The sequence below is a fragment of the Belnapia sp. AC561 genome (assembly GCF_979252845.1).
The window spans coordinates 1-19,159 of sequence record NZ_CEEDBP010000026.1; the positions used below are offsets into that span (position 1 = coordinate 1).

19 protein-coding genes and 1 other RNA gene are annotated in these 19,159 nt (G+C 72.7%); 13 read left to right on the forward strand and 7 right to left on the reverse strand.

Going from position 1 to position 19,159, the window contains the following annotated elements; translation table 11 throughout:
• Positions 1–232 precede the first annotated feature (232 nt).
• Together AC0IW9_RS19655 and AC0IW9_RS19660 are read right to left on the reverse strand one after the other, a co-directional pair.
• Positions 233–1,654, reverse strand: a complete 1,422-nt coding sequence (locus tag AC0IW9_RS19655; RefSeq protein WP_471649991.1) for a bifunctional heptose 7-phosphate kinase/heptose 1-phosphate adenyltransferase — start codon at positions 1,652–1,654, stop codon at positions 233–235.
• Between the two features lie 100 nt (positions 1,655–1,754).
• The gene (locus AC0IW9_RS19660; protein ID WP_471649992.1) at positions 1,755–2,486 is read right to left on the reverse strand and encodes a metallophosphoesterase family protein; all 732 of its coding nucleotides are present in this window, start codon (positions 2,484–2,486) and stop codon (positions 1,755–1,757) included.
• Positions 2,487–2,586: 100 nt separating this feature from the next.
• Here AC0IW9_RS19660 and AC0IW9_RS19665 point away from each other — a divergent pair, with 100 nt between their 5' ends.
• From AC0IW9_RS19665 to AC0IW9_RS19695, 7 genes are all read left to right on the forward strand, one after another.
• Positions 2,587–3,624 carry a hypothetical protein gene (locus tag AC0IW9_RS19665; RefSeq protein WP_471649993.1) on the forward strand — a complete coding sequence of 346 codons (1,038 nt, stop codon included), beginning with the start codon at positions 2,587–2,589 and terminating at the stop codon, positions 3,622–3,624.
• A complete protein-coding gene (locus AC0IW9_RS19670) occupies positions 3,621–4,805 on the forward strand; it encodes a hypothetical protein (protein ID WP_471649994.1) in 1,185 nt (394 codons plus the stop codon). Before AC0IW9_RS19665 ends, AC0IW9_RS19670 begins: the two co-directional genes overlap by 4 nt.
• 46 nt (positions 4,806–4,851) lie before the next feature.
• Complete coding sequence (locus AC0IW9_RS19675; protein ID WP_471649995.1) at positions 4,852–5,604, forward strand: ABC transporter ATP-binding protein; 753 nt, start codon at positions 4,852–4,854, stop codon at positions 5,602–5,604.
• The gene (locus AC0IW9_RS19680) at positions 5,601–6,404 is read left to right on the forward strand and encodes an ABC transporter permease (RefSeq protein WP_471649996.1); all 804 of its coding nucleotides are present in this window, start codon (positions 5,601–5,603) and stop codon (positions 6,402–6,404) included. Before AC0IW9_RS19675 ends, AC0IW9_RS19680 begins: the two co-directional genes overlap by 4 nt.
• Positions 6,405–6,429: 25 nt before the next feature.
• Entirely contained in the window at positions 6,430–7,065 is a 636-nt protein-coding gene (locus tag AC0IW9_RS19685; RefSeq protein WP_471649997.1) for a histidine phosphatase family protein, read from the forward strand.
• 87 nt (positions 7,066–7,152) lie between these two features.
• A complete protein-coding gene (locus tag AC0IW9_RS19690) occupies positions 7,153–7,962 on the forward strand; it encodes a lipid-binding SYLF domain-containing protein (protein ID WP_471649998.1) in 810 nt (269 codons plus the stop codon).
• Entirely contained in the window at positions 7,959–8,732 is a 774-nt protein-coding gene (locus AC0IW9_RS19695; protein ID WP_471649999.1) for a lipid-binding SYLF domain-containing protein, read from the forward strand. The genes AC0IW9_RS19690 and AC0IW9_RS19695 overlap by 4 nt, the downstream gene beginning before the upstream one ends.
• 8 nt (positions 8,733–8,740) lie before the next feature.
• Here AC0IW9_RS19695 and AC0IW9_RS19700 read toward each other — a convergent pair whose 3' ends face one another.
• Entirely contained in the window at positions 8,741–10,789 is a 2,049-nt protein-coding gene (locus AC0IW9_RS19700; protein ID WP_471650000.1) for a methyl-accepting chemotaxis protein, read from the reverse strand.
• 128 nt (positions 10,790–10,917) lie between these two features.
• Between AC0IW9_RS19700 and purH the strand changes: the two genes are divergently transcribed.
• Entirely contained in the window at positions 10,918–12,495 is a 1,578-nt protein-coding gene (purH, locus tag AC0IW9_RS19705) for a bifunctional phosphoribosylaminoimidazolecarboxamide formyltransferase/IMP cyclohydrolase (RefSeq protein WP_471650001.1), read from the forward strand.
• A gap of 10 nt (positions 12,496–12,505) precedes the next feature.
• Positions 12,506–13,111 carry a carbonic anhydrase gene (locus AC0IW9_RS19710; protein ID WP_471650002.1) on the forward strand — a complete coding sequence of 202 codons (606 nt, stop codon included), beginning with the start codon at positions 12,506–12,508 and terminating at the stop codon, positions 13,109–13,111.
• A 103-nt stretch (positions 13,112–13,214) separates the two neighbouring features.
• On the opposite strand, the gene AC0IW9_RS19715 is transcribed toward AC0IW9_RS19710, so the two are convergent.
• From AC0IW9_RS19715 to nudC, 3 genes are all read right to left on the reverse strand, one after another.
• Positions 13,215–13,877 carry a phosphorylase family protein gene (locus AC0IW9_RS19715; protein WP_471650003.1) on the reverse strand — a complete coding sequence of 221 codons (663 nt, stop codon included), beginning with the start codon at positions 13,875–13,877 and terminating at the stop codon, positions 13,215–13,217.
• 95 nt (positions 13,878–13,972) lie between these two features.
• A complete protein-coding gene (locus AC0IW9_RS19720) occupies positions 13,973–14,266 on the reverse strand; it encodes a phosphoribosylamine--glycine ligase (protein ID WP_471650004.1) in 294 nt (97 codons plus the stop codon).
• A complete protein-coding gene (nudC, locus tag AC0IW9_RS19725; protein WP_471650076.1) occupies positions 14,263–15,201 on the reverse strand; it encodes an NAD(+) diphosphatase in 939 nt (312 codons plus the stop codon). The genes AC0IW9_RS19720 and nudC overlap by 4 nt, the downstream gene beginning before the upstream one ends.
• Before the next feature lie 192 nt (positions 15,202–15,393).
• On the opposite strand from nudC, the gene AC0IW9_RS19730 reads away from it, so the two are divergent.
• A complete protein-coding gene (locus AC0IW9_RS19730; RefSeq protein WP_471650005.1) occupies positions 15,394–16,140 on the forward strand; it encodes a hypothetical protein in 747 nt (248 codons plus the stop codon).
• 37 nt (positions 16,141–16,177) lie between these two features.
• On the opposite strand, the gene AC0IW9_RS19735 is transcribed toward AC0IW9_RS19730, so the two are convergent.
• Positions 16,178–16,597, reverse strand: a complete 420-nt coding sequence (locus AC0IW9_RS19735; protein WP_471650006.1) for a cupin domain-containing protein — start codon at positions 16,595–16,597, stop codon at positions 16,178–16,180.
• A gap of 139 nt (positions 16,598–16,736) precedes the next feature.
• Here AC0IW9_RS19735 and ffs point away from each other — a divergent pair.
• The 3 genes from ffs to AC0IW9_RS19750 all read left to right on the forward strand — a co-directional run bounded on the left by ffs (position 16,737) and on the right by AC0IW9_RS19750 (position 19,151).
• Positions 16,737–16,835: signal recognition particle sRNA small type (gene ffs / locus AC0IW9_RS19740), an RNA gene on the forward strand.
• Positions 16,836–16,880: 45 nt separating this feature from the next.
• Positions 16,881–18,806 carry a DNA polymerase III subunit gamma/tau gene (locus tag AC0IW9_RS19745; protein ID WP_471650007.1) on the forward strand — a complete coding sequence of 642 codons (1,926 nt, stop codon included), beginning with the start codon at positions 16,881–16,883 and terminating at the stop codon, positions 18,804–18,806.
• Positions 18,807–18,815: 9 nt separating this feature from the next.
• Positions 18,816–19,151, forward strand: coding sequence for a YbaB/EbfC family nucleoid-associated protein (locus AC0IW9_RS19750; protein ID WP_471650008.1), 336 nt, complete (start codon positions 18,816–18,818; stop codon positions 19,149–19,151).
• The last annotated feature ends 8 nt before the right edge of the window (positions 19,152–19,159 follow it).

Here is a 19,159-nt window from a genome sequence, read left to right on the forward strand (position 1 = left end):
CCGCGCGGCGCAGGGCTGCGGCGCGGAGGGCATGGGCGGCGGCGTGGGCTGGGCCGTGGCGCGGGGCTGGGCCAGGGCCTGGGTGCCACCCAGCGCGGCGATCAGAAGGGCCGTCATGGTGCCCCGGACGAATGCGGACATGGTCCCCCCCCATAGCGCTGCGTTCGTCCAGGGCTGTAACGCGCGACCCTGCCCTGCACAACCCTGGCGTCAGTTGCGCAAATACCGGTGGTCAGAAGCCGCGATCGGGGTCCGGCACGGCGCGGCGCACGGTGCCGCCCCATTCCTGCATGATGTCGCCGCCTGCCACCGTTTCCGGCGCGCGGCCCGGGTCCTGCACCAGCACGTCCGGCCGCAGCAGGCGGATCAGGTCCACCGCCGTTTCCGTGCCGTAGCGGATCACCAGGTCGATCGCGGGATGCTCGGCCAACTCCTGCGCCGTCTCGTCGCCATCCGCCACGCCGATCACCAGCCGGTCGCACCAGCCGCGCGCGCGCTGCACGACCTCCGGGTCGCCGGCCGCGGTGGTGGCGGCGAGGAAGCCGACGCGGTGCCCGGCCCGGCGCCAGCCTTCCACCCGTTCCGCGCCCTGCCCGCGGGAGGCGAGCTTGCGCGCCGCCAGCCGGCCGGGGGTCAGCACCTCGACGAATTCGTCTTCCCGCACCACGCCGATGCCGGACTTGCCCATGGCGATGCCGGCCGCCAGCGCGCCGAGCCGGGCCACCACGGGCAGGGTCAGCCCCACCGCCAGCCCGGCGGCGGCGACCGCGATGACGGCATCGCCGGCCCCGGCCGGGTCGATCATCTCGGCCACGTCGGCGGGCAGGTGCCGGGCGGCATCGGCCGCATCGTCGGCATTGACCAGCGTGACCCCGGCTTCCCCACGGAGGACCAGGACGGCGCCGAAGCCATGCGCGGCGCGGAGGGCATGGGCGGCGGCGGCGATTTCCGCATCGGTGTCGCAGGGCAGGCCGGTGGACAGGGCCAGCTCGGCGCAATCGGGCATGATGAGGTCGGCGCCGGCGAAGCGGGCGGGGTCGCCGCCGCGCGGGTCCACCACCACGCGGCGCCCGGCGGTGCGGGCGGCGGCGATCAGCTTGGCCGCGGTATCCCCGGCGAGCACGCCCTTGCGGTAGTCGGACAGCACCATCACCGTGGTGGCCGCCACCGCATCGGCGGCGATCCGCACCAGCCGGTCCGCCAGCCGGGGATGGATGGGCACCGCCTGCTCATGGTCCGCCCGCAGCAACTGCTGGCCGCTGGCGACGAAACGGGTCTTGGTCGTGGTCGCCCGGCCGCCCTGGACCAGCAGCCAGGGCTCGACGCCCGGCTGGCCGCCGATCAGCCCGGTCAGGTCGCTGCCGGCCTGGTCGTCGCCCACGATGGAGACGAAGGCGACCGCGGCGCCGAGCGCCGTCAGGTTGCGGACCACGTTGCCGGCGCCGCCGGGCAGCGCCACCTCGCGCTCCACCGCCAGGACGGGCACCGGGGCCTCGGGGCTGATGCGCTCGACCCGGCCATAGACATAGCGGTCGAGCATGGCATCGCCGACGACGAGGACGGTGCCACGCTTCAATTGCCGGACAGCATCCAGCAGGTCGGCTGGAATCGCGCTGGATTGGGCTGGGCGGAGATCTGGCGCAGGGCCGTGCATCGCACTGCGGTAGCGCAAGCCAGGGCATAGGCGCAAGGCGCGTGTCGGGGATTCTCATCCCCCGGCGGGAATGTCTCGCATCCGACCCGATTTTGCCGGCTCAGGCCGTGAGGAAGCGGAGCCGGTGACCCTCCAGCACGAGGCAGGTCAGCGCCCCGCCGAAGCAAGCGCCGGTGTCGATTCCGATGCGGTGCGGCCGCACCGCCGGGACCTCCGCCGGGGTATGGCCATGCACCACCACCTGCGGCAGGTCGCCCTCGAAGGACAGGAAAGGCTCGCGGATCCAGAGCAGGTCGAAGGGGTCCTGCCGGTCGTTCGGGATGCCCGGCCGCACCCCGGCATGGACGAACAGGTAGTCGCCGGCCTCGTAGTGCAGCGGGCAGTGGCGCAGCAGCTCCAGGTGCTCCTCCGGCACGGCGCTGCAGGCGGCGGGGTCGGCCGGGTCGGCGCCGTAGCTGGCGAGCGTCTCGGCGCCGCCGTTGTCCAGCCAGAAGGGCAGGGCGCCGGGGTGCGACTGCGGGTCGCAGGCATCCAGCAGCATCACCTCGTGGTTGCCCAGCAGGGTGACGCTTTCGGCGCCCGCCAGGGGCCCCACCAGGGGGGTGGACTCGAGCAGGGTCCGCAGCACTGCGGCACTGTCCGGCCCGCGGTCCACGTAGTCGCCGAGGTGGATGAGCGTGGTGCGGGCCGCCGGCGCGCGGGCGGCATCCTCCGCGATCAGCGCATGCAGCGCCGTGAGCTGGTCGATGCAGCCATGGACATCGCCGATGGCATAGATCCGCCAGCCGGGCGGCAGGGCGCCGGGGGCGAGCTGGCCCGGATGCGGCCTCATGCCCACGGCTGCCGGCATCGGTGTGGGGTTAGCTGTTCGTTCAACATCCGGCGCGACTTTAGCGGATGATTTGCCGCCCCGCACCGCGCCAGGACAGCGCATGATCGTGACCAACCCCAAACCACCGGCCCCCAAGCCACCGGCGCCGCCGGCGCTGCTGCCCATCGTCCGCCAGGCCCTGCCCGGCGCCGCCGGACGGGTGGCGCTGCGGCTGCAGCCGCAGGGGCGGCTGGCCGGGCCGCCCGCCCGCCGCCGGCTGGCCCGGGCCATCCTGCAGGATGCGGCCGAGGTCGGCGGCGGCGCCGTCTTCGACACCACCTCCGGGGAGATGCTGCTGCTGGGCGCCATGGCGGGCGCGGGACGGCGGGCGGCGGCGGCGCTCACCGCCCTGGCCGCCGATGCCCCGCCGCCGGAGCTGTTCCTGCTGCCGCGGGATTCCGGCGCGCTACTGGGCTGGGCCGCCACCACCCAGGTCGCCGCGCCTGAGGCGGTGGCGCCGCCCCCCTCCCAGGGGCTGGAAGGGCTGGAGCCCCGGCTGGATGCGCTGCCGGCGGACCGTATCCTGCGGCATCGCGGCATCATCCGCCCCGGCGCGGCGGTGCCGGCACGCGGCCGCCGCCTGCGGCTGTCCCGACCGGCGCTGGCCGCCGAGCTGGGCCCGCTGGCCGAGGACGTGGATCTGCTCGTCCATGCCGCGGACCGGCTGGCGGCGCGGCTGCTGCCGGCGCTGGCGGTCTGGGCGCGGGACATGCCGGGCTGGCGCCTGCTGCCGCTGCCCCGGCGCGGCCTGCCGCCGCCCAGCGTGGTGCCCGGGCTGTTCGGCGTGCTGCCGCTGGCCGCCGCGGCCGACCCGGCCCTGGCCGAGCGTCACCGGGCGATGGCGGCGCGCGGCTGGGGCCTGGCGCTGGAAGGGCTGGATGCCGCGGCGCTGGCCCTGGTCCGCCCCGCCGGCCTGCCGGCCGACCTGCTGCTGCTGCGCTGGTCCCCGGCGCTGGAGGATCGCGCCCCGCTCGCCGCCCTGCGGGAGATGCCGGCCGGGCGGCTGCTGCTGACCGGCTGCGACGGCGCGGCGGCGCTGGCCTTCGCCGCGCATCTGGGGGTGGCGGCGACCGGGCCGGCGGTGGAGGCGGGCGGATGACGTCCGGCACGCTGAAGCCCTTCGGCCCGACGCGCGGCCCCGGCGGCGTCCCGGCCTCGGATGCGCTGGCGCTGGCGCATTTCGTCCGGGACGCGGTGGCGGCCGGGCTGGTGCGGGACGTGCTGCACCTGCGCCTCGGCAGCATGGCCGCCGGCCTGAAGCGCGGCCACCACCAGCGTCTGGTGCGGGAAGCGCTGGAGCCGCTGTTGCGGCCGACCCGGGCGCGGGTCTTCGAGTTGCCGAATGGCGACATCCTCGCCGTCGCCCCGCCCGAGGGCCGCCACCTCCGCACCGCGGAGGAACAGCTCGCCATCCTGTTCGCCGCCGAGGAGCGGCTGCCCTTCATCCGCCGCCGCCTGCCGGAGGAAGCGGCGGCGCTGCTGGCGGCGGTGGAGGAAAGCCTCGTCCCCACCCCCGCCGTGGCCGAGGCCGCCCCGGGGGCAGGCGGGGCGGCGCCCGGGGCGGAGCCCCCGGCCGAGGCGCTGCCGCTGTCGGTCACCGATCTCGCGGCGATGGAGCGGGGCCTGGGCAATGCCAGCCTGGCCCGCTTCCTGGTCCGCCGCCCGGTCTGCAGGCTGGCGCCGGGCGATGCCGGGCCGGAGGTCGCCTGGGAGGAATGGCAGCTCGGCTGGCCCGAGCTCTGCGGCGCGCTGCTGCCGGGGGCCGACCCGGCGCTGTCCCCGGCGCTGTTCCGCCGCCTGCGCCGGCTGGTGGACCGCCGCCTGCTGACCGAGCTGGGCCGGCCGGAGGAGGCGCGGCGGCTCGGCCGGGCCGGGCTGCGGCTGACGCTGGATACCATCGCGACGCCCGAATTCCTCCGCCTCGATGCCGCGCTGGGGCCGGAGGGGCGGGCGCGGATGACGCTCGGCCTGAGTGCCGAGGATGCCCTGGCGGACCCGGAGGGCTTCCGCTTCGCCCGGGACTTCTGCCGGGCGCGCGGCTGGCGGGTCGCCCTCGATATCGCCAGCGCCGGGCTGCTGCCCGCCCTGCCGGCCGAGGCGCTGGCGACCGACCTGATCCGGTTGCGCTGGTCGCCGGCCTTGCCCGCGATGCTGGAGGCCCTGCCAGCGGACCGCGGCAGCTTGGTGCTGATGGCGGCGGATCGCGCGGCGGCGATCGGCTGGGGCTGGGAGGCCGGGATCACGCTGTTCGAGGGGCGGCTGCTGCGCCCCAGGGGATGACCACCGGGGCTGACAAAACGGCGAGGCTGACTCATATGGCGGGCACATGGAAAACCCCGCCATCCACGCCGAGGCGCTGACCAAGCGCTATGCCCCGGACGCGCCCGCTGCCGTCGACAGCCTCAGCTTCCGCATGCCGCGCGGTGCTACCTGGGGCCTGCTGGGCGGCAATGGCGCCGGCAAGACCACGACCATCGCCATGCTGCTCGGCCTGCTGGTGCCGTCCGGCGGGCGGATCACCGTGCTGGGCCACGACATGGCGCGGGACCGCTTCAGCGCCCTGGCGCGGATGAACTTCTCCTCCCCCTATATCGCCCTGCCGGCGCGGTTGAGCGTGGCGGAGAACCTGCGGGTCTATGCCCATCTGTATGACGTGCCGCAGGCCGGGCGGCGCATCGCCGAGCTGGCCGAGCAGCTGCAGTTGACGGATCTGCTGGACCGCCCGGCCGGCCAGCTTTCCGCCGGGCAGAAGACCCGCGTCGCCCTGGCCAAGTCGCTGGTGAACCGGCCGGAGCTGCTGCTGCTGGACGAGCCGACCGCCAGCCTCGACCCCGATACCGGGGATTGGGTGCGGTCCTGGCTGGAACGCTACCGGGCGGAGACCGGCTGCTCCATCCTGCTCGCCAGCCACAATATGGCGGAGGTCGAGCGGCTCTGCGGCCATGTGCTGATGCTGAAGCAGGGGCGGATGGTGGATGCGGGCAGCCCGGCCGGGCTGCTGGAGAAGTACGGCCGGGGCGACCTGGAGCAGGTCTTCCTCGACATCGCCCGCGGCCGGGCGAAGGAGCCTGCGCTATGAACCGCGCCGCGCTGCGCCGCATCTGGGGCATGATCTACCGCCACCTCGCGCTCTACCGCCGGTCCTGGCCGCGGGTGCTGGAGCTGATGTACTGGCCGGTGCTGCAGATGGTCGTCTGGGGCTTCACCACCCGCTACCTGATCGGGCTGCAGGGCAATAGCGCAGCGCTGGCGGCGGGGACGCTGCTGGGCGGCGTGCTGCTCTGGGAGGTGGCGCTGCGCAGCCAGATGGGCTTCTCGCTGTCCTTCCTCGAGGAGATCTGGTCGCGCAACCTCGGCCATGTCTTCGTCAGCCCGCTGCGGCCGCGGGAGCTGGTGCTGGCGCTGATGGGGATGAGCGTCATCCGCGTGGTGGTCGGCGTGCTGCCGGCGGTGCTGCTGGCATATCTGCTGTACGCCTTCGGGCTGTTCGCCCTGGGGCCGGTGGTGGTCGCCTTTTTCGTGGCGCTGCTGGTGATGGGCTGGGCGGTGGCGCTCGGCGTCACCGCGCTGATCCTGCGGCATGGCGCGGGGGCCGAGGCGCTGGCCTGGTCCATCCTGTTCGGACTGACGCCGATCTCCGCGGTCTTCTATCCCGTCGGCGTGCTGCCGGGCTGGCTGCAGCCGGTGGCCCTGGCCCTGCCGGCGGCGCATGTCTTCGAGGGCATGCGCGCGGCGCTGCTGGACGGGACCATCGCCTGGGGCCATCTGGCCGCGGCCTTCGCGCTGGATGCGGGCTGGATGGCGGCGATGGCCTGGGTCTTCATGCGGCAGTTCGAAAGCGCGCGGGTCAGGGGTGCCTTGTTGAGCATTGGGGAATAGCCGGGTCCGGGCTAATCCTCCCGCCATGCCCGAAACCCGCCTCCACCTGATCCGCCATGCCCTGGTCGAGCCGAAGGCCCGTACCGTCTTCTACGGCGCCATGGATGTCCCGCTGTGTGACCTCGCGCTGAAGCAGGATGCCGCGCTGTTCCGCTGGCTGGCGGCGCGGCTGCCGCGGCCGGCGACCTGGGTGACCTCCAACCTCGCCCGCACCAAGGCGACGGCCGCCGCCATCTTCGCCGCCGGCTATCCCGAGCAGCCGCTGGCGACCGAGCCGGATCTGGCGGAACAGCACCTCGGCGAGTGGCAGGGCATCGCGCATGACGCGCTGGCCGGGATGCTGCGCCATCCCGCGCATCCCTTCTGGCCGCATGCGGCGGAGGAGGAGCCGCCGGGCGGCGAGAGCTTCGCCACGGTGCAGGCCCGCGTCGGCGCGGTGCTGGACCGGCTGGCGGCGGCGCATGCCGGTGAGGATATCGTGATCGTCGCCCATGGCGGCTCGATCCGTGCCGCGCTGGCGCATGCGCTGGGGCTGACCGGGCACCAGGCGCTGGCCTTTTCCATCCGCAACCTGGGCGTGACGCGGCTGGAACGGGTCGCCGGCGACTGGCGGGTGGCCGCGGTGAACGAGGAACCCTGGAACGCACCCGATTGGGAATGATCGGGCAAGAATTTGGACAGGCCGAACCGCAGCGGTTAGTGTCCCGCCAATTCACGGGGTTGGCGGGGGGGCTTGATGCGCCATCTGATGATGTTGGGCTTGCTGCTGGGGTCGCTGGCCGGTTGCGCCGGGACGCCGCAAGGCGGCGAGGAACAGACGCTGGTGGACCGCGCCACCCTCTCCGTGCAGGAGATTTTGGGCGAGGGGCATGACCGCCTGAAGGCGGCCGACCTGCTGCGCCGGGCGCGGGCCGTCATGGTCTGCCCGCGCATCTTCCGCGCCGGCTTCTTCTTCGGCGGCGAAGGCGGCGGCTGCGTCATGGTCGGGCGGGATGCCGCCGGGTCCTGGTCCTCGCCGGCCTTCTATTCGCTCGGCAGCGGCAGCTTCGGCCTGCAGGCGGGCATCCAGGACCTGCAGATCCTGATGCTGGTGATGAACGACAAGGCGCTGAACGCCCTGCTCGACAGCCAGCTCAAGCTCGGCGCCGATGCCTCGCTCGCCTTCGCCACCTTCGGCGGCTCGGTCGAGGCTTCCACCACCGCGGCCGTCGGGGCCGATATCGTCGCCTTCGCCCGGGCGCGCGGGCTTTATGCCGGGCTGACCCTGGAAGGCTCGCTCATCTCCTCCCGCAGCGAGTGGAACCGGGGCTATTACCGGCAGGAAGTCGGGCCGCGGCAGATCGTGGTGGCGATGCAGGCGCATAATCCGGGGGCGGACCCGCTGCGTGCCGCCCTGATGCGCTATGGCGCCGGGACGGCCGCGGCTGCGGCCCCGCCGCCGATGCCGAACCAGGCGCCGGGCGTCGCGCTGGGAAGTGGGCCGGTCACTGGCGGTCCGGTAACCGGGGGCCCGGCCGCCGGGGGCGTGCAGCGCTCCACCCTGCCGCCGCTCCGGTGAGGCTGCGCCACGCCCTGCTGGGGCTGCTGCTGCTCGCCACGCCGGCTTTCGCCCAGGAACGGGAGGAGCCGCAGGCGCTGGTCGATCGCGCCACCCTCTCGGTGCAGGAGATGCTGACCGAGGGCGATGCCCAGGCGGTGGAGGATGGCCGGCGGATGCTGCGCCGCGCCCGGGCGGTGGTCGTCTGCCCGCAGATCTTCCGCGCCGGCTTCATCCTCGGCGGCCAGGGCGGCGGCTGCGTCATGCTGGGCCGGGATGCGGCCGGGTCCTGGTCGGCGCCGGCCTTCTACGGCCTCGCCTCGGCCAGCCTGGGCCTGCAGATCGGCATGCAGGACATGCAGATCCTGATGCTGATCATGAACGACGCCGCGCTCAGTGCGCTGATGGACAGCCAGTTCAAATTCGGCGCCGATGCCTCGCTCTCGGTGGCGACGATCGGGGCCGGGATCGCCGGCGCCACCACCTCGGCGGCGGGGGCGGATATCGTCGCCATCGCCCGGGCCCGCGGGCTGTTCGCCGGCGTGGCGCTGGAGGGGTCGCTGCTGACGGCCCGCAGCGGCTGGAACCGCGCCTATTACGGGCAGGAAGCCGGGCCACGGCAGATCGTGCTGGCGATGCAGGTGAACAACCCGGGCGCCGACCCGCTGCGGAGCGTGCTGATGCGTTTCGGCGGCGGCGAGCCTGCCGCGCCGCCACCGCCCGCCTATGCGCCCCCGGCCCAGACAGGGCTCCCGCCCGGCTCGCTGCCGCCGGTCGCCCGCCCGCGCTGAGGCCGGCCTCAGGCGGCCCGGATCGAGGCGAGGAATCCGTCCACCCGCGCCCGCAGCGCCTCCGATTGCGCCGACAGGGCGGTGGAGGCGGCGCGGACTTCCCCGGCCGCGGTGCCGGTGCGGCCGGCATCCTCGCTCATGCCGCTCGCGTGCTGGGCGGACTCGGTGGTGCTGGCCGCGGCCTCGGCGATGGCGCGGCCGATTTCCTGGGTCGCCGCCGCCTGCTGCGCCGCGGTTTCCGCCACCTGGGCGGTGGTCGCATTCACCGTGCCGATGATCCGGCCGATGGCGCCGACCACCTCCACGGTGCGGCTGGTCTCGGCCTGCATGGCGCTGATCTGGGCGCCGATCTCGCCGGTGGCCCGCGCCGTCTGCGCCGCCAGGGCCTTCACCTCGCTGGCGACCACGGCGAAGCCCTTGCCGGCCTCCCCGGCCCGCGCCGCCTCGATCGTCGCGTTCAGCGCCAGCAGGTTGGCCTGGCCGGCGATGTCGCTGATGAGCTTCACCACGTCGCCGATCCGGCTGGCGGCTTCCGAGAGGCCGCGCACGGTGCTGCCGGTCGCCTCGGCGGCGCTCGTCGCCTCCCGCGCGGCGCCGGCGGCGGCTTCCACCTGGCGGACCACCTCGGCGATGCTGGCCGAGAGCTCCTCCGTCGCGGAGGCGACGCTTTCGACGTTGCGGCTGGCCTCCGCCGCCGCATGGGCGACCGCATCGGCCCGGGCGCTGCCGTCCCGCGCGGTCGCCGCCATGCCCGCCGCCGTCGCATCCAATTCGCTGGAGGCGCTGGCCACCGCGCCGAGGACGCCGGCGGAATCCGCCTCGAAGCCGCGCAGCAGCGCATCGACGGTGATGGAGCGGGCCATCTGCACCTTCTGCTCGGCCTTCTGGGCGGCCTCGAGGGCCAGCCTTTCGGTCGCGCCGGCCCGCAGCGCCTCCACCGCCGCGGCCATGTCGCCCAACTCGTCCCGGCGATCGCGGCCCGGGACCGCCAGCGTCAATTCGCCGCCGGCGACGCGGCCGACGCAGTCCGTCAGTGCCCGCAGCGGCCGCACCACCCGGCGCAGCAGCAGGGCCAGCGCCGCTCCGGCGACTGCCAGGGTAGCCAGCACCGCCACCAGGCTGACGCCGAGGGCCCAGAGCGCCGTGTCGCGGCCGGCGAGGCTGCGCGCCAGCGCCACCTCCAGCGCCGTATCCCGCAGCGCGACCACCTGATTCTGGGCGGGGACATTGAAGGCGCGGTAGCTGGCCAGGCTTTCCGGCCAGTCGGCGCGGGCGCCGGCGGCATCGATGATGGCGCGCCAGCGTCGTTCCGCCTCATTGCGCAGGGAGGTCCGCTGCGCCTCCAGCCCCTGGCGCAGCGCCGGCTCCCCCAGCCCGCCGATCAGCCTTTCGGCCTCCTGCCAGCTCTGGCCGATCTGCCCGGTCAGCACCAGGGCCAAGGCATGCTGTGGCGCCGTCACCGGGTTGCCGGCCAGCCAGCCGGTCATCACCACGCTGCGCCGGCCGATCACGTCCCGCAGGCTCATCAGCTGGCTCGCCACGGCGACGGCGGCGGCCACCGCCGGCGCTTCCCCCGCCAGGTCGCGCCCGATGCGGTCGCCGGCTTCGGCGATGCGGTCCGCCATGGCGCCGCGGACCCGGCCGACCTCGTTGTAGAGGGCGGGGTCGCGCTGTGCCGGGGGCAGCGATGCCGCCGCGGCCAGCCGCTGGCCCAGCGCCGCCAGCGCCGGGATCGCCTCCTCGAAGACGGCATCCTGCTGGCCGACCGCCGCGGCACTGGCCGCGGCCTGCCGGAACTGCGCCGCCACGCCTTCCGCATTGCGCTGCAGGGCGGCGAGATCCGGCACCGGCGCATCGTAGTTCAGCAGCAGAAGGGCGACCTGGCTGACCAGGGCCGTCTGCGCCCGCTGCTGGTCGGCGATGGCCCGGGTCTTCAGGATGGTGCGGTCCGCCATCCGCATCGCCTGCCAGGCCAGCCCCACCTGCCAGGTGGCGACCGTCAGCCCCGGCAGGGCGATGGCGATGAAGGCGAGCAGGACTGTGGTGCGGATACGCATACTCGGACCCCATGGCTTGGCCCCCCATCCTGCGGCGCCGAGGTTACCGTCCGGCTAAGACCGCCGCCGCCGCATGGACGCGGGCAGCCCCGGGGGCTATGCCGCGCCCAATACGCGGAGTTCCCCCCATGACCGACATCCTCCCCATCCGCCGCGCCCTGCTCTCCGTCTCGGACAAGACCGGGCTGGTCGAGTTCGGCCGCTTCCTGGCCGGGCAGGGGGCCGAGATCCTCTCGACCGGCGGCACCGCGAAGGCGCTGCGCGACGCCGGGGTGCCGGTGAAGGACGTCAGCGAGCATACCGGCTTCCCGGAAATCCTCGACGGGCGGGTGAAGACCCTGGTGCCGCAGGTCCATGGCGGGCTGCTCGGCCGGCGGGACCTGGAGGAGCACCGGGCGCAGATGGCCGAGCATGGCATCGCCCCGATCGACCTGGTGGTGGTCAACCTCTATCCCTTCGAGGCGACGGTGGCCAAGGGTGCGTCCTTCGACGACTGCATCGAGAATATCGACATCGGCGGCCCGGCGATGATCCGCAGCGCCGCCAAGAACCACGCCCATGTGGTGGTGCTGACCGAGCCGTCGCAACTCGCCGAGGTGGTGGCCGAGGTCGAGGCCCAGGGCGGCACCAGCCTGGCGCTCCGCCGCCGCTGCGCCGCCGCCGCCTATGCCCGGACCGCCGCCTATGATGCGGCGATCGCCGGCTGGTTCGCCGGGCAGCAGGGCGAGGCCTTCCCGCCGCGCCTCGCCTTCGCCGGCATCCTGAAGCAGACCCTGCGCTACGGCGAGAACCCGCACCAGCAGGCCGGCTTCTACCTGGATGGCACGGCCCGGCGCGGCATCGCCACCGCGACCCAGGTGCAGGGCAAGGAGCTGTCCTATAACAACCTGAACGACACCGATGCGGCGGTGGAGGCCTGCGCCGAATTCGACGCGCCCGCCATCGTCATCGTCAAGCACGCCAATCCCTGCGGCATCGCCATCGGGGACGACCTGGCCGGGGCCTGGGACCGGGCGCTGCTGTGCGACCCGGTCTCGGCCTTCGGCGGCATCGTCGCGGCGAACCGGGTGCTGGATGCGGAAGCGGCGCGGCGGATCACCGCGATCTTCACCGAGGTCGTCGTCGCCCCCGATGCGGATGAGGAGGCGAAGGCGATCTTCGCCCGCAAGAAGAACCTGCGCCTGCTGCTGACCGGCGGCATGCCGGACCCGGCGGCGCCGGGGCTGACCTTCCGCAGCGTCGCCGGCGGCTTCCTGGCGCAGTCGCGCGATGCCGGGCGGATCGACCCCGCGACGCTGAAGGTGGCGACGAAGCGGGCGCCGACCGCGCAGGAGATGGCGGACCTGATCTTCGCCTTCCGGGTCTGCAAGCACGTGAAGTCGAATGCCATCGTCTATGCCAAGGACCTGGCGACGGTCGGGATTGGCGCCGGGCAGATGAACCGGGTCGAGAGCAGCCGGATCGCCGCCTGGAAGTCGGAGGCCGCGGCCAAGGCGGCCGGCCTGCCGGAGCCCCTGGCCAAGGGCAGCGTCGTCGCCTCGGATGCCTTCTTCCCCTTCGCCGATGGGCTGGAGACGGCGGCGGCGGCGGGTGCGACGGCGGTGATCCAGCCCGGCGGGTCGATGCGGGATGCGGAGGTGATCGCCGCCGCGGATGCCGCTGGACTCGCCATGGTCTTCACCGGTATGCGGCATTTCCGGCACTGAGGGCATGGCCATGGACGACCTGATCGCCGGCTACCGCCGCTTCCGCGAAGACACCTGGCCGCGCGAGAAGGCGCGGTTCGAGGCGCTGGCCGCGCTCGGGCAGAGCCCGAAGACCATGGTCATCGCCTGTTCCGACAGCCGGGTGGACCCGCAGATGATCTTCTCCGCCGCGCCGGGGGAGCTTTTCGTGGTGCGGAACGTGGCCAACCTGGTGCCGCCCTACATGCCGGACGCCGCCTTCCACGGCACCAGCGCCTGCCTGGAATTCGCGGTGCGGGTGCTGCGGGTGGAGAAGGTGGTGGTGCTGGGCCATGCGCTCTGCGGCGGCGTCCAGGCATTGCTGCGGGGTGCCCCGCCCGAGGCGCAGGACTTCGTCGTCGGCTGGATGAGCATCGCCAAGGCGGCGCGGGAGACGGCGCTGCGCTGCGACCCGGTGGACCAGCAGGAGGCCGGGGAACATGAGGCGGTGCGGATCACGCTGCGCAACCTGATGACCTTCCCCTGGGTGGCCGAGGCCGTGGCCGAAGGCCGGCTCAGCCTGCACGGCGGGCATTTCGGCGTGGCGACGGGGCGGCTGGTGGTGCTCGGGCCGGACGGGGCGTTCCGCCCGGCCTGAAGTCTTGCGGGGGCGGCCTTATTCTGCCCGGGTGACCCTCGGTTTCGCCGGGGACCGTGATGCCACCGGGCTTCGCCAGCTTCTGGAACCTGCAGAAAGGCGGCTAGATCGCCGGCAGGAAGCCCGGCCCGGCCCGCTGGACGGCGCCGCCGAGGGCTTCCAGCGCCGCCTTGGCCCGCCGCGCCACCACCAGCAGCGCCGGCAGTTCCCGCGGCTGGCGCAGCAGCGCCATGGCCACGCGGCCGGCGGCCGGGCGGCCATCCGCGGTCAGGCCCACGGCGGCGGATTTCGGCAGCACTTCCTCGGCGGTATCCGCGACCGCCCGCAGCGCGGCGAAGGGCAGCCGGAGCGAGGTGGCGAAGGCCGCCGCCGCCTCGGTTTCGAGATCGACCACCAGCGCCCCGGTCGCGGCCCGCAGCAGGCGCTTGCCGGCCGGTTCCCCGACGACGGCGCTGGCCCCGGCCACCATGCCGAGCCGCGCGCCGCAGCGCCGCGCCAGCAGCGCCGACCAGACCGGGTCGGCGGCATAGGCGCCGCCCGGGCCACGCACGCGCGTCGCCACCACCAGGTCCCCGGTGATCAGGGCCGGGTCGAGCCCGCCGGCGATGCCGAAGCTGAGCACGCCGGTCACGCCCGGCGGTACGTCCCGCAACAGGGCGCGCAACCGCGCCGGGTCGCCGCCGCTGACGATCACCCGCATGCCACGGGGCAGCAGGGCCGCTTCCGACCGCATGCCGACCACGGCCAGGACCGAAGACGCGTTCATCACCGGCGTCATCCTCATGGTGCGCCGCAGTATAGACCGGGGTTGCGCCCGGCTGCACGCCCGCTCGCGCGAAATCGCGAGAAGGCGTTCACGGTCTAGCGGGGTTGCACCGTCTGCACCCCGCCGGGCAGCGCCAGCCCGCGGGCACGCAGGCAATCCAGGTAGGCGCGGTTGAGCACCACCCGCTCCTCCCGGTTGAGCCGGTCCTCGTTGTAGCTGTTCATCGGCATCCGCTGCCGGTCCAGCGCCTTCATGCCGGGGGAGGTCTGGGCCTCGGCCCGGCATTCCCGCTGCTCCGGGGTCAGCGGCTCCTCGGTCGCGGCGGTGCGGGGGCCGAAGAAGCCGCAGCCGGCGAGCGGCAGCAGGGCCAGCAGCAGCAGGGATCTCATCCTTGCGCGAGCCAGTCTTCGATCAGCCGCCGGGCGATGCTGTCGCCGCGGGGCAGGGCGAAGCCATGCGCCTCGGGGTTCTGCATCTCGGCCCGGGTGAACCAGCGGGCGTCGCGCAGCTCCTCCGGGTCGATGGTGATCTCCTCCGACAGGGCCTCCCCGTAGAAGCCGAGCATGATGGAGGAGGGGAAGGGCCAGGGCTGGGAGGAATGGTAGACCACCTCGCCCACGTCGATCCCGGCTTCCTCCTTCACCTCGCGGCGGACCGCCTCCTCCAGCGTCTCGCCGGGTTCCACGAAGCCGGCGAGGGTCGAGTACATGACGGTGTTGGGGAAGCGGGTGGAATGGCCGAGCAGCACGCTGTCGCCGCGCACCACCAGCATGATCACGGCCGGGTCGGTGCGGGGGAAGTGCTGCGCCTTGCAGGCGGTGCAGGCCATGGCGTGGCCGGCCGAGCGCGGCTCGCAGGGGGCGCCGCAGACGCCGCAGAAGCGGTGCTTGGTCCGCCAGTGCATCAGCCCGCGGGCATGGGCGAGGACGCTGGCCTCCCCCGGCGGCAGCAGGCCGGCGACGGCGCGGAGGTCGGTGAAGGCGCCCATCCCCTCCGGCAGCAGCGGCAGCGGATCGGCGGCCTCGGAGCAATCCACCGCGAAGACCGGGCGGCCTTCCCACAGCCCGAGGAAGCCCCAGGGTCCGCCGGATGGGCCGCCCGACATGCGGACGGCTTCCGCCGCGGCGCCGGTCAGCAGCACGGCTTCGGGGGCGCCCTCCGCCACTCCCCGCATCAGGCTGCGGCTGCGCCAGACCGGGGCGAACAAGGTCTCCGGGTCGGCCAGGGCGGCTTCGATGAAGGCGAGGTCCTCGCGGCGGTTGGCGGCGCGGTCGAGGGGGCTGCCGGAATAGGCATTCGGGCGGCTGGCGGGGATTGAGAGCATCGCGGTGGACCGTGCCATGCGGGGGCGGCAGCGGCAACCGGGGCGCGCTTGCCCGCCCTGCGGGATAGCCAACTCCCGGCGGCGTCTTCGCGGCAGGTTCCATGCAATTACGCATGCATCTAGCAGCGGCCATCGTCTTGATCTGGCCGACCGTCTTCACGCACAAGGAAGATGGACGATTAGGCGGGTCGAATGCACACCTGGAAAGCGTTCTGCGAATTCGTTACCGCCATCCTGCGTCACTGGACCACCCTTTTGACCGGTACGCTGCTAATGGCGGGAGTAGGGATTTACGAGCACAACGCCGGAACGTCTTTATCGTGGTTCATATATGCCTGGGGCATCGCGCTGACATTTGTAACCGCGTGCTTTCTGGCATTTAAAGATCAGTATAGACGTGCAGAGGATCTGCAATATTCTCTCACCAACGCTAGTGGCCCCCTCGACAGAGTCAGTGCCAATACGAGCCACCAAGCCATAAGTATCGAATATGAGCGCCTGGAGCCGTTTGAGCGACGTACGGTGTTCCCGGCGGGAAACGCGAGATTTGAAGTCTATGTTCGAATTAAGAACAGTGGAAATGGGTTTTTATCAGAATGCATAGTCAGTCTAGTAGATGTGCATCCGACCCCAAAAAATAGCATCTACACCATCCTTACACCCCTCAGCACTTTGCAGAAAGGGGAGCATCGGTATGCGCTTGTCGCTGGATTCAACGAAAAACGGCTCAACGAGCAAATGATATACAACGATGTAGTGACGTTCGCATTCGCAACTGGTGGACTTCATGGCGGCTTTACCACCCTACCGCCACCACCCAAGGAAGCGCCTGCTATTCTCACAATTGAGGTTAAGGCACTGGAGTGTCGGACGGAGCGCAAACAGCTAAAATTATGGGTCGAAGCAGATCGGCGCCTTTGTATGGCGGTAATTTCCTAAGCTCGGCGTCGTCTGAAACGTTTACTGATTTTATGGATCAGTGGATGGGGTCAAGGAAGGGCGTTCCCGGGTCCGCGACATAGAAGATCACCAGCCGCAGGGTCTCGGTCGGGCTGCGGTTGTAGCCGGTCATGCGGACCTGCGGCGGCTCCACCAGGGATTGCCCGGCGCGCACCGTCACCGGCGGCTGGCCTTCCAGTTCCAGGGTGAAGGCGCCTTCCAGGATCAGCACGGTGACCGGGAAGCGGTGGGTGTGGAAAACCGTCTGCTGGCCGGGGGCGATGGTGGCGGTCAGCACCTGCACCTCCTGCGTTTCGCCCCGCGGCATGCCGGTGACCGACTGGCGCAATATCAGGTTGGGCCTGGCTGGCTCAGGTCTGGCCGGCTCCTGTGCGGCCGCGGGCAGGCCGGCCAGCAGGGCACCGAGGACGAGGCTGCGGCATGCGAGGCGGGGCATGGTCGTTCTCCCTGTCACCGCGGCAGGATGCGGGACCGGGCCGGCCGGGGCCAAGGCAAAACCCCGGCAATTCGCCGCGCCGGGCGCTTTCCGCGGCCTGGGTTGTACGAAGCCCCCCGAGCCATGATATGGTGCCCTCGGAAGGTCGGTGGTGGACGGGCTCCCCGCCAACCCGGTCAGGTCCGGAAGGAAGCAGCCGTAACGGGTTCTCGCCCGGGTCGCTTGCCGGCCTTCCACCCCATTTCGGCCCGGCGGGCCATCTGCACAGGATCCCGCCGCGCGGATGTCCTCCACCCTCTTCGGCCCCGACGACGCACCCGATGAGGCAGCCCTGCCGGAGCCGCCGGCGCCCGAAGGCCCCGGCCTGTTCGGCGATGCGCCGCCGCTGGCCCCGGTTGCTCCACAAGCTGTCGCCCCGCCCGGACCGCCGCCGGTGGCCGCCGTACCCGCCGCCACGCCCTACCGGGTGCTGGCCCGCAAGTACCGGCCGAGCAATTTCGAGGAGCTGATCGGCCAGGACGCGCTGGTTCGCACCCTGCGCAATGCCTTCGCGCAGAACCGGGTGGCGCATGCCTTCATGCTCACCGGCGTCCGCGGCGTCGGCAAGACCACCACCGCCCGCATCATCGCCCGCGCCCTGAACTGCATCGGCCCGGACGGCACCGGCGGCCCGACGCCGGAGCCCTGCGGCGTCTGCCCGGAATGCCTGGCGATCCTGGCCGACCGCCACCCGGATGTGCAGGAGCTCGACGCCGCCTCCAACAACGGCATCGACGACGTGCGGGAGCTGCGCGAGCGGCTGCGCTACCGCCCGGCCCAGGGCCGCTTCAAGGTCATCATCCTGGACGAGGTCCACATGATGTCCACGGCCGCCTTCAACGCCCTGCTGAAGACGCTGGAGGAGCCGCCGGCCCAGGTGAAATTCATGCTGGCGACGACCGAGCTGCGCAAGGTCCCGGCCACCATCCTCAGCCGCTGCCAGACCTTCCACCTGAAGCGCGTGCCGCAGGCGGAACTGCGGGCGCATTTCACCCGCATCGCCGGGCTGGAGGCGGTGACGATCGAGCCCGAGGCGCTGGCCATGCTGGCGCGCGCCGCCGATGGCTCGGTCCGCGACGGGCTCTCGCTGCTCGACCAGGCGATCGCCCTCGGCGGGCCGGACAATGCCGTCACCACGGAGGCGGTGCGGGACATGCTCGGCCTCGCCGACCGGGCGATGGTGCTCGAGCTGATGGAAGCGCTCATGGCGGGCGATACCGCGACGGCGCTCGGCCTGCTGGAACGCGCGCATGAGCGTGGCGCCGACCCGGCCGTCGTGCTGCAGGACCTGCTGGAGCTGACCCATACCCTGACCCGGCTGCGCAGCGTGCCGAGCCTGAAGGACGACCCTTCCCTCACCGAGGGCGAGCGGACCCGCGGCGCGGCGCTGGCGGAGAAGCTTTCCGTCCCGGTGCTCGGCCGGGCCTGGCAGATGCTGCTGAAGGGCCTGGGCGAGGTGAATGAATCGCCCGACCGCCGGGCCGCGACGGAGATGGTCCTCATCCGCCTGGCGCATGTGGCGGAGCTGCCGACGCCGGGCGACCTGGTGAAGCGGCTGCTGGACGGCAGCGCCACGCCTGCCGCCCGGCCGCCGGGTTCGGCGCCGAACGGCGGTGGCGGTGGCGGGATGCGGGCCATGGCCAATGGCGGCGCCGTCATGGTGGATGCGGTGGCCGGCCAGGCGCAACCGCAGCATTGGCGCGACGTCGTCGCCCTCGCCTCCGGCCGCCGCGCGATGCTGCATGCGCATCTGCTCCATAGCGTGCACCCGGTGAAGGTCACGCCGGGACGGATCGAGCTGCGGGTCATCCCCGGCGCGCCACGCGACCTGGCGGCCGAGCTCTCCGCCCTGCTGGCGGAGCAGACCGGCAGCCGCTGGACCATCTCGCTGAGCAACGCGGAGGGCGAGCCGACCCTGGCGCAGCAGGGCCGCACCGCGGACAGCGAACGCCGCGGCCTCGCCGCCTCCCACCCGCTGGTGCAGGCGGTGCTGGCCGCCTTCCCCGGCACCACCATCGAAGCCGTCCGCGATGCCGGCGCCGATGCCTATGGCCTGACCGATGCCGGCCCCGCCGCGGCGCCGGCCGAGCCCGAGGATGCCGCCGCCATCTCGGACGAGAGCGAACCCGCCGACTACGACGATGTTCCACCCCCCGATGAAGACCGATAGGGAGCCCCGATGAAGAACCTCGGCAACATGCTGAAGCAGGCCCAGCAGATGCAGTCCAAGATGGCCGAGATGCAGGCCAAGCTGGATGCCGCCACCATGGATGGCGCCGCCGGCGGCGGGATGGTGAAGATCACGCTCTCGGGCAAGGGCGACCTGAAGCGCGTCACCATCGACCCCAGCCTGATGGTCGCCGACGACCGCGAGGTGCTGGAGGACCTGCTGGTCGCCGCCCATGCCGATGCCAAGGCCAAGGTCGAGGCGATGATGGCCGAGGAGATGGGCAAGGCGACCGCCGGCCTGAACATCCCCGGCGGGCTGCCCGGCGGCTTCAAGCTGCCGTTCTGACGCCGCCC

Coding starts and splice junctions, on each gene's coding strand:
- AC0IW9_RS19660 (WP_471649992.1), bottom strand. CDS start 2,486: ATGAGGCCGCATCCGGGCCAGCTCGCCCCCGGCGCCCTGCCGCCCGGC.
- nudC (WP_471650076.1), bottom strand. CDS start 15,201: ATGCTCTCAATCCCCGCCAGCCGCCCGAATGCCTATTCCGGCAGCCCC.
- AC0IW9_RS19720 (WP_471650004.1), bottom strand. CDS start 14,266: ATGAGATCCCTGCTGCTGCTGGCCCTGCTGCCGCTCGCCGGCTGCGGC.
- AC0IW9_RS19710 (WP_471650002.1), top strand. CDS start 12,506: ATGGACGACCTGATCGCCGGCTACCGCCGCTTCCGCGAAGACACCTGG.
- AC0IW9_RS19680 (WP_471649996.1), top strand. CDS start 5,601: ATGAACCGCGCCGCGCTGCGCCGCATCTGGGGCATGATCTACCGCCAC.
- purH (WP_471650001.1), top strand. CDS start 10,918: ATGACCGACATCCTCCCCATCCGCCGCGCCCTGCTCTCCGTCTCGGAC.
- AC0IW9_RS19700 (WP_471650000.1), bottom strand. CDS start 10,789: ATGCGTATCCGCACCACAGTCCTGCTCGCCTTCATCGCCATCGCCCTG.
- AC0IW9_RS19730 (WP_471650005.1), top strand. CDS start 15,394: ATGCACACCTGGAAAGCGTTCTGCGAATTCGTTACCGCCATCCTGCGT.
- AC0IW9_RS19665 (WP_471649993.1), top strand. CDS start 2,587: ATGATCGTGACCAACCCCAAACCACCGGCCCCCAAGCCACCGGCGCCG.
- AC0IW9_RS19750 (WP_471650008.1), top strand. CDS start 18,816: ATGAAGAACCTCGGCAACATGCTGAAGCAGGCCCAGCAGATGCAGTCC.
- AC0IW9_RS19745 (WP_471650007.1), top strand. CDS start 16,881: ATGTCCTCCACCCTCTTCGGCCCCGACGACGCACCCGATGAGGCAGCC.
- AC0IW9_RS19685 (WP_471649997.1), top strand. CDS start 6,430: ATGCCCGAAACCCGCCTCCACCTGATCCGCCATGCCCTGGTCGAGCCG.
- AC0IW9_RS19735 (WP_471650006.1), bottom strand. CDS start 16,597: ATGCCCCGCCTCGCATGCCGCAGCCTCGTCCTCGGTGCCCTGCTGGCC.
- AC0IW9_RS19675 (WP_471649995.1), top strand. CDS start 4,852: ATGGAAAACCCCGCCATCCACGCCGAGGCGCTGACCAAGCGCTATGCC.
- AC0IW9_RS19715 (WP_471650003.1), bottom strand. CDS start 13,877: ATGAACGCGTCTTCGGTCCTGGCCGTGGTCGGCATGCGGTCGGAAGCG.
- AC0IW9_RS19670 (WP_471649994.1), top strand. CDS start 3,621: ATGACGTCCGGCACGCTGAAGCCCTTCGGCCCGACGCGCGGCCCCGGC.
- AC0IW9_RS19690 (WP_471649998.1), top strand. CDS start 7,153: ATGATGTTGGGCTTGCTGCTGGGGTCGCTGGCCGGTTGCGCCGGGACG.
- AC0IW9_RS19655 (WP_471649991.1), bottom strand. CDS start 1,654: ATGCACGGCCCTGCGCCAGATCTCCGCCCAGCCCAATCCAGCGCGATT.